General features: G+C 66.6%; 2 protein-coding genes and 1 pseudogene. All 3 read left to right on the forward strand.

The genetic code is table 11. The features are described 5' to 3' along the window. Positions 1 to 139: pseudogene (locus tag FV228_RS34605) on the forward strand (beta-ketoacyl-ACP synthase); the annotation flags it as partial. A gap of 345 nt (positions 140 to 484) precedes the next feature. Further along, positions 485 to 694 carry a cold-shock protein gene (locus FV228_RS30895; RefSeq protein ID WP_007568877.1) on the forward strand — a complete coding sequence of 70 codons (210 nt, stop codon included), beginning with the start codon at positions 485 to 487 and terminating at the stop codon, positions 692 to 694. Positions 695 to 804: 110 nt separating this feature from the next. Then, positions 805 to 972, forward strand: a 168-nt coding sequence (locus FV228_RS34875) for a DUF6481 family protein (protein ID WP_281406555.1), incomplete at its 3' end; no start/stop codon positions are given.

Genomic DNA, 972 nt, shown 5'->3' on the forward strand with positions numbered 1-972 from the left:
AGGCCGGACGCAGGCGCAGAACTCCTTCGCCACGGCGCTGGCCGCCGGCCTCGTCGCGGCAGGGACCGCCCGCGAGGTGGCGGTAACGACCGTCGGCCATCGCCGTGGCGAAGGAGTTCTGCGCCTGCGTCCGGCCTGATCAGCCTGCGGAGACGGTCCGAGGCAATCGGATCTTGGAACGCCCGCACTTCGACAGGGGCCGCTATCGGCCTGCAGGCGTGCAACGTCCAGCCGCGTCACGGTTCTCTGTCGGCCGATAATAGGCCGGCCGTGTCGATCCTGATCCGCGCCGACATATTTCGGCGGACTTGCCAATGCGCGGGTGAAGGTCTATCTCAGCCGCATCGGCACGTGTCCGGATATCTTGGACCGTTACGCCTTCGCAGGGCGGTTCTGACTTTCCTATCGCTATCGGTCGATACCGGTATCTGCTTTTGTGAGCGGATGCCATTTCTCACTACGCCTGCGAAGATCGAGGAATTCCATGAGCACCGGAACCGTCAAGTGGTTCAACGAGACCAAGGGCTACGGCTTCATCCAGCCGGATGACGGCGGCAAGGACGTGTTCGTTCACGTCTCGGCCGTCGAGCGCGCCGGCCTGCGTGGCCTGAACGAAGGCCAGAAGGTCTCCTACGAGCTGGAAACCGACCGCCGCAGCGGCAAGGAGTCCGCCGGCCAGCTTCAGACGGTCTGATCGCCGCTCCGACGGCCCGTGTTGAAGCCGCTCCCGAGGGAGCGGCTTCTTCGTATCTGCATTCGATCCCGGGGTGACGGCGGCCCGCCGCGCCCAACTCAGGAGTGTCTGTGAGCTTTCCGAACAAGCAAGGCGTCGTCGATCGACTGGAGGCCGCTGCCAAGGCGCGGTCCGAGATGCTGGCCCGGTTCCGGGCCCGCCCGACTGCCGATGATCCGGCCGTCCTCGCCCGCCAGTCCGCGCGCCGCGCCGTGGTTGATGCCCGCGAGGCCCGCGCG

This window comes from Methylobacterium sp. WL18, assembly GCF_008040015.1.
In the GTDB taxonomy this organism is placed as follows: Bacteria; Pseudomonadota; Alphaproteobacteria; order Rhizobiales; family Beijerinckiaceae; genus Methylobacterium; species Methylobacterium mesophilicum.

What these genes read in the sequence shown, in the direction of transcription:
- FV228_RS30895 (WP_007568877.1), top strand. Translation starts at nt 485, where the DNA reads ATGAGCACCGGAACCGTCAAGTGGTTCAACGAGACCAAGGGCTACGGC.